The organism is Methanomicrobium sp. (assembly GCF_055145805.1).
Window position 1 is genome coordinate 1 of record NZ_JBSREC010000026.1, and the last position, 7,807, is coordinate 7,807.

At 39.6% G+C, this 7,807-nt stretch carries 5 protein-coding genes and 2 pseudogenes; 3 read left to right on the forward strand and 4 right to left on the reverse strand.

The window, feature by feature from the left end:
- The 3 genes and pseudogenes from ACTB1O_RS01835 to ACTB1O_RS01845 all read left to right on the forward strand — a co-directional run.
- A pseudogene (locus tag ACTB1O_RS01835) lies at nt 1–215 on the forward strand (hypothetical protein); the annotation flags it as partial.
- Nucleotides 216–296: 81 nt separating this feature from the next.
- Nucleotides 297–1,046, forward strand: a complete 750-nt coding sequence (locus ACTB1O_RS01840; protein WP_462993439.1) for a hypothetical protein — start codon at nt 297–299, stop codon at nt 1,044–1,046.
- A gap of 119 nt (nt 1,047–1,165) precedes the next feature.
- Entirely contained in the window at nt 1,166–2,287 is a 1,122-nt protein-coding gene (locus ACTB1O_RS01845; RefSeq protein WP_462993440.1) for an ORC1-type DNA replication protein, read from the forward strand.
- Between the two features lie 23 nt (nt 2,288–2,310).
- Here the strand turns inward: ACTB1O_RS01845 and ACTB1O_RS01850 are convergent, their stop codons facing one another.
- From ACTB1O_RS01850 to ACTB1O_RS01865, 4 genes and pseudogenes are all read right to left on the reverse strand, one after another.
- The gene (locus ACTB1O_RS01850; protein WP_462993441.1) at nt 2,311–2,832 is read right to left on the reverse strand and encodes a hypothetical protein; all 522 of its coding nucleotides are present in this window, start codon (nt 2,830–2,832) and stop codon (nt 2,311–2,313) included.
- Between the two features lie 33 nt (nt 2,833–2,865).
- Nucleotides 2,866–4,905: a protease Lon-related BREX system protein BrxL gene (brxL, locus tag ACTB1O_RS01855; protein WP_278100101.1), complete on the reverse strand. Its 2,040-nt coding sequence runs from the start codon at nt 4,903–4,905 to the stop codon at nt 2,866–2,868.
- Nucleotides 4,906–4,920: 15 nt separating this feature from the next.
- A complete protein-coding gene (gene pglZ, locus ACTB1O_RS01860; RefSeq protein WP_462993442.1) occupies nt 4,921–7,542 on the reverse strand; it encodes a BREX-1 system phosphatase PglZ type A in 2,622 nt (873 codons plus the stop codon).
- A gap of 55 nt (nt 7,543–7,597) precedes the next feature.
- Nucleotides 7,598–7,807: pseudogene (locus ACTB1O_RS01865) on the reverse strand (BREX-1 system adenine-specific DNA-methyltransferase PglX); the annotation flags it as partial.

Here is a 7,807-nt window from a genome sequence, read left to right on the forward strand (position 1 = left end):
ATCATGCACTTGAACCGCTGATGTGCCCAAAATGCCTTACAATCAACCCGCCAAAAGCTAAATTCTGCAACAACTGCTGCTCATCACTCACAGACGATGCCGCTGTAACAATTGAGGATATGGCAAAGGACATTCTTTCAAACCCGGATATGTTAAAGAAGATGGTAGCAGAGATTCTTGAGGAGAGGATGAAAGGAGGTAATACAACCTCCTGATACCATCTAGTTTATCATATTTAATATCTACAAAAAATATACAAGAAATCTCTTTATAATAACCTTCACCACTTTTTATTCATGGTTGAAACATGTAGTCCATCGAATATATTAGATGAAAAATCAATAAATGAAATTTCTGAGGCATATACCTTAGTTTATAATTTTTATGTCTGTTTTTACCAACGCAATATGATTTATAATGAAATTCATTCACAGAATAAAGACTATTTCAAAAATAAAGTGGATAATTTAGAACAACTAAATTGCTTCACTTTGAACTATAACGGCTTAAATAAAAATTTTCTTAAGGGAATGATGAACTACGAAGGAAATTTTGGCATTTATTCTTCACTGCTTCTTCAGGCATCTCTCGTAGGAGTATTATATCCCATAATTACGATACTCAATAATAATAAGATTTCAAATTTTTTTATAAATACTTGCTTTAATGGGAATAAAAGTGATTTCAAAAAATTTGATAGGTTAATTCGAGTTATAAGAAATACTTATGTCCATAATATCAGTAAAGATACTAAAATTAGATTTGAGGATTATATTGCCGAACAAAATACGATATTTAAAGAATCAGATAGTAATGATACTGAATTTAAATTCACTTTTGATTATTCCCAACCCCCATTTAATAAAAAAATGAACAACATTGACATTGTAATTAGACGTAATCAAATAATTGGAGGTGCTCAATATCTGGGCATTATTTCAAATGACCAGAATAAGCAGCTTTTAGATCTCTGTTATATTATTATGGAAGAGATTTGGAAAAAAGCATCACAAAATAATAGAGATGAGGTATCTCTCAAAAAATAATTTTTCTGCGCCTTTAAACTCCTAAATCTTTAAAAATAAGCCATAGCATAAATCCCCCGTGAGCGGTCCGAAAGTGATTCCCACAGGCCTTTATTAGTGTCCGGATGTTACCTGAAAATATGAATCAGTTTTTGAAATGGGAAGAGACACTGTTTCGGGATCTTTCAGCTTTTGAATCTGATTATATTCCTGACCGATTTTTATTCAGGGGGGAGCAGATAAAAGAGCTTTCATATAATCTCAGGCCGGCATTAAGGGGATGCTCGCCGGTGAACACAATATGCAGGGGGCTTCCGGGGACGGGGAAAACATCATACATCAGGAAATTATTTTCTGAAGCAGAATCATGCACAAAAAAGCTTGTTACTGTTTATGTAAACTGCCAGATTGAGAGGTCTCCGTTTTCGATTTATTCAAAGGTTTATCGAAAGGTTACCGACACTAAAATTTCGCCCGCAGGTTTGTCTTTTGAGAACCTCGTTGCAGCGGTTGCAAAAAAGATTGCAGAAGAGAATAAAGTCGTTCTTCTCTGCCTTGATGACGTTAATTATATGGGCAGTAAGAGTGCGATGAACACTACACTTTTTACTGCTTTAAGACTTCACCAGGAATTTGAGGGAGTCAGAATAGGAGTTTTTGCAGTTCTCTCAGATGTTCATAAGAATATTTTAGATGGCCTTAATGCCGGGGTTGTGTCATCATTCAGGCCGGCTGAGGTATATTTCCCGCCTTACTCCGCTGCGGAGATGCACGATATTTATCAGGCCAAAATCCTCCAGGGGGTTTATCCAAATGTTATCTCGGGGGAGATCCTTGATCTGATTGTTGATTATTCTATGAAGATAGGGGATCTCCGGGTAGGCCTTGATCTTATTAAGCGGTCTGTGATGAATGCGGAGAATGATGCCAGGACATCTGTTACTGAGGAGGATGTAAGCCGGGCCTTTTCGGTCTCAAAGGATGTGCATGTGAATGAGACTGTTAAGACTTTGAAGAACGGTGAGAGGCAGCTCTTTGAGCTCATTGGTCAGATGACTAAGGAATCTTTAGAGAAGGGAGACGCTGCCGGCGTTACACCAGGAGAGGTGCAGGCAGGCGCTCTGAAGAGTGATCTGAATATCAGTTATACCTACTTTTTTGAGTATATCAAAAAATTAGAGGAGCTTAGGCTTGTTGATCTTGTGAAGAAGGACGGGGTTCACGGAAGGATGAGTTATGTGGAGGTTAGGGGGTTTTTATAATGGGTTTTTATGTTAAAATCCTTTTAAAGCGATGAGAGCAAATTAGAGAAGTTGTAAATCGCTTCTTCAGCTTCAGATACAGTTTTTGCACCTGTGCAAACCAGGCTTCCGGTAGAAAACAGGAGTATTGTAACTCCCCTGGTTTTACATACCATCCCTGGGAATTGTTCAGGTTCATATTCACAATCAACCTCTTCTCCGGACCTGAATTGCTCGTAAATGGCTTCCAGACTGGAATTAATTTGTATTTTATCGTGACAAACGATGTTGCTTATATCGAATTTTTTTAATTCGGCTGGGAGTCCTGCTTCGTGTATTTTTTCAATGATTCTTTCAATCAGGGAGTCTGAATTTTCAATAGTATCCGCTCCTGTAAGCAGGAATTTTCCGGATTTATAGAATGCCACATACTTGTTTTCAGGCTGAAGGCGGTATTTGAGCCAGTGTGATTTGCCTTTTTCCGATCCTGGAAGTCCTGTTTGCAGTTTTTCCAGGTCCAGAGGCCCTTTTAGTGAAATGGTGGCTACAACATTGGTTATCTTCATTTTTCTCCCGTATATTAATTATAAACAATCTGTTCAGGACAAAGCGAGTGATTTATAGACAGCATCGACAGGGTCTTCATAAAAGGATATCTGGAATTTGCTGAAAAGATCCGGAGGGACCATTGAGATCTTTCCTGCAGAAGATATCGGGATTAAAACTTTCTTTGCACCGGCATCTAAGCAGACCTGAAGAAGGTCAGAAAGATTGTCAATAACACTAATCGAACCGCCGATAGTGAAGGTTCCAAGAATAACAATCTGTTCATGTACGGGTTTTTCAAGGGCGCCTGAACAGAGACTGATAAATGCAGGAAGTGCAAGGCCGTCTGCTATTCCTACACCTGTCAGGTCCTGTACATGAAGCTGGTAATCTTTCTCTTTTGTAGAGATACTCTGGCTGACGGATTTGGCATTTGCCTTGAAGTAATTAAAGGCGGTCTGAACAGCCTCTTTTGCTTTCGAATTTGAGCCAAGACCGGATTTTTCATATTTCCCCGAACCGGCTACTACCTGCAGTTCAAATTTATATACCCCAATCTTTCCATCTTCGTTTCTGTTAACAGAAAATACCTGGCCGGGTTTTCCCATGCCTTCAGGAATCAGCCTGCTGCCGCCGCTTTCAGGAACTGTAACAAAATGCTCTGAATGCTCCTCAACATCAATGTATGAAAAATTGACATCGTAGAATTCAATTCCGCCAATCTTTTTTAATTGTTCTTTTACTCTTCGTCTTCCGGTGAGGGCATATTCTAGGATTTCACGTGCGTCTTCCTTTGTTGCACTGTCATCAGGATATAATAGTTTCATCAGACCGGAAAATGTCTTTTTTACTGCAATTACATCTCTCTGGTTGAGGTTGTTTCCAAACCTGAAGTATTTGAAGATATGATCTCCAAAGGATCTCTTTCTCATCTCGCGGAGGAATTCCGCAAGGTAGTCAACAATGAATCCGTACCCTTCAGTGAAATGTTCAGGCCTGAATTTTGGGACCTCCCAGCCGGGAAGATAATAATGAATCCTGTCGAAAAATGCACTGTCATTGTTCATGACATCCGGAAACGGTGCAAAGAGATGTGCTGTTTTCATTAGAGATGATATGCTCTGGTTTACGTTTCCGACAAAAACAATTGAGGCGTTTGCGTTTATCTGGTCTTTGCCTCTTGCAAATGAACCTGATGCCATGTAGTCTTTGAGGATTTGGATTCCATCCTTGTCTTTGAACCTTATACCGGCGACTTCATCAAACGCTACAACATCCCATAAACCGACGAGTCCTACCTGTCTTGAACTAAGGTTGTAGAAGAGATTTGCAACTGTTGTCTGTCCACCGGATATTAATATTGAATTTGGAGAGATCTCCTTGTAAACATGGGATTTCCCTGTACTTCTTGGTCCAAGTTCGCACAGATTATAATTATTTTCAACAAGAGGAACAAGTCGTTCAAGGAGATGCCATTTGACAGGATACTCCAGTCTGTCAGGCTCCATTCCTATGGTTCTCAACAGGATGTCGATCCACTCATCTTTTGTGAATTTCTTCCTCCTGTCGATTAGTTCATTGATATCCATATTGGGAATCTGGATAGGTTTCAGGCTGGATATCATAAATGGGGAACGGGATGATTCGACAGAATATTCCATCTTTACTATGCACCAGATTCCGCCACCTAGGAGTTTTTCATACTTCTTTACCGTTTCGGGATCGATCTCAATCTCTTTGATTCCAAGCGATGAGAATTCGGCTTCATAAACATCCCGCCTCTCATTGAGATGAACAGTTATCTTGTCAATGACAGTGTAATATCCGGTCTCACGGATTCTTGATTTAATAAGCTCTGCTTCGTCAGGGCGGACGTAGTTGTCTGATAAGATACGTTTTACTTTTTTTACCCCTTCTTCGATTAACTCTTCATCTTCTGTTGCACAGTTTGAGCCAAGCAGATATTCGAGGACATAGACCGGAACATTATTGCTTCCTTTAAGCTTTTTTGTCAGGTCTTTTCTGACTACTCTGCCAGGGAAACACTGGTTTAGTTTTTTATCCGTTTCAATTGCTGGTATATGTTCTGTCATCTTTTAAGCCTCCGGTTAAAAATCATCAGTTATCAGAATATCTACTTCAAGGGTGGTCTCTAAAACATCAGTGTATTTTGCCTTTATGTCCTCATCGACAGCTTTTAAGAGATAGATGCCGTTTTTAACATTTCTACCCAATGTAAGTGTTACATCAATAATTCTTTTGTCCGGTTCGTCAGAGGTTCTGTCTGCAATGATAACCTTTTCGTCGCTTAATCTTTCCCCTTTATTGTCATAAAGTGCGATTCTGCACCGGAGGGGTTCACGTTTATCTGTTACACTTTCAGTCTGTAAAAGACTGATCCTAAACGGATTACTGGTAATTTTTCTGATGTTTCCAAGCAGTGTTAATCCTACTTTACCATATCCTATTCCTTTTCTGTCAAGATCGGATTCTGATTTAATGTGGTTGTAGTGAAGCACTGGTATGACTATCTCCTGGAGAGATGATCCGCCATGAACAAAGTTCCTTCCGCCTCCCTGGAGCCTGAAACGGAGATCGGCGAAGGGTGTGTATATATAGTAATGTTCTCCTGAATCTGAAGGGATATTTAATTCAAATCTGTGTGTATTTGGAAGTTCTGTCTTTTCACTGCTGATAATAAATCTTTTATTTGCAATAAGAAAATTGTCCTTTTCAAACCCTGCTGTATTAACGATGTCGACATTTTCGAGAGCGTCGCGGTTGTAGATGAATCCGTGATCTGCAGTGATTATTATATTGTTTACATTCAGACTTCTTCCAAGACGGTTTATCATAGTGTTAATATCGTCAATGGCAAGTTCTGCGGCTTCAAAGACTTCGTCTTCTGAGGATTTGCTGTCTCCGGTATCATCGATTCTGTTGTGACAGATATATACTATCCTCTTTCCTTTGATTAGCTCTCTTTGTTCATCTGATTTCTGTTTACTGAACTCTTTGAAGTTTAAAGCTATGGATTCCTTGCCGTAGGCGGCGAGTATTTTATCACGGTTTGCAAGGCCGTCAGAGTCCATCCCGTCAACAAAGACATGGTCTTTTTTGTATTCAAGCTGTTTGTGGGGAAGAAGTGAGGCCATTGCGAGCCGTGTGTAGGACGGAAGAGAGGATGCCATTGTCTTCATCTCAACTGTTCCGTTTGTACTTTTGTTGAGGACATCCATGAGTTCGGCGGCGACCTCATATCTGAGAGCATCTGAGATTATGACTGCGACTTTGTCTCTGTCGTTTCTTTTGATTATCTTTGAAACATGGTTGTCGAAGAAATCTTTCTGTTTGTCGATTAGTTCTATCTCCCATTTTCCGTTTGAATTTTTTTCGAGGAGGTCGCTCCATTTCGTCAGGATTTTTTCGTTGGTGTTCCTGTATTCCCTCTCGACTATCTCCCTGATGCTGTTTTTCAGGATGTCTTTGTCACTGTTTTTGTCATAGTGGCGGTAGAACTTTCGATAGTAGTAGTCGTGGAGATAATATTTTTCAGCATATCTTCTGAAGAGTTCATTTGGAGTGTTTGCAGGGGTTTCTTTTTCTTCTATCTCTTCTGATAAACGGATTAACATTATGCCATATTTAAGTGCTGAATAGATGTGCTTAAATTCGGGATAGTAATGTCTGGTCTTTCGTGCTTCTATCCATTCGAGGTATTTTTCATAGTCCCTGCCGCCGTTTTCGATTGTTTTTACTATCTGCCGGATTATGCTTTTATCAAAAATATCGGGTGCATTGACTTCCAGGTAGCTTTCAACTTTTTGTTTGTTGAGGATGGAGGTTAGATCTTTTTCCAGCTTTTTATCTTCTTCGAGGAGAAGTTTCCGGCAGTATTCGTCAAATCGTGAGGAGTCTTTTGAATTTTCCATCCAGCCGGAGATGAATATTTCACATTCGTTGCTCTGCTTTGGATTGTTGATATAACTCTCAAGTGCTCCGGGGGGGATTTGTGCATTTCTGTCGATATGGGTTATAAGAAAGCTTAAGAAGAATTTTTCGAGCGTGGGGTGCTCTTTATAAAAGCCAAAGTTTCTTCCTGCAAGGTCCCAGAATTTTTCTTCAAGGCTGTATCGGACGATGTCTTCCCAGATTGTGTTCTCTTCTTCAGAGAGTGAGTTTATCAGGACGTTTTTGACAATCTCCCTGTCGTCCGGGGCTGTCGATCCTGTGATTACTGTAAAGATACCTTTTAAGAGATCTTTTTCTTTCCATGTAATATCATAGAATTTTTTGAAGGCTGCAACTCTTTTCTTGCTTGCGAAGAATTTCTGGTGCTTTTCAAGGAATTTGTCATATTCATAGCCTTCTATTCCTATCTCAGATTTTATATCGGATATTCTGCTGTTTTCAAACCGTTCGGAGTATAACTGGATGTCTAAGAGCCAGTTTTCCTTATATGGTCTTTCAGCTTCGTGGGAGTAGATGAGATAGTCAGATTCGGTGTCTGTATGTTCGATTATTTTTTTTATTTCATAGAAGTTGTTATCGAGGATGAGAGTTTTTATGCCGTTTTGACTGAGTGTTTTTGAGATTGATTCTAAGTCTTCGTCTTCGGCTGTTTTTTCATTGTCATACCAGAAGACTATCTTTCTTTTTTCAAATTCTGATAAGTTTTTGAATTTATGAAGTATTGCGGCGGTTGTCTTCTCAAGGCTTAGTATCGGCATCTCTTTTCCCCTATTACTGGAAATTTTGATCTGTGTTCATATAAATACAAAAGTTTCATATCCCCCTCACCAGTCCTTCGAACTTTTCATAGTTGACCTTTACTCCGTCGTCGAGGTCTATTTCTATCTGCTGTAATGATTTGTTGTTTAGGAGTTCGTCGTACTTCTGCATCTCTTCGACCTGGTTTTTGATCTTCGTGAGCCTGGCCTTGTTCTTCGTTTGATCTCCGGAGAGCATCTCCACTTCTGCGATGAGTTTTGATTC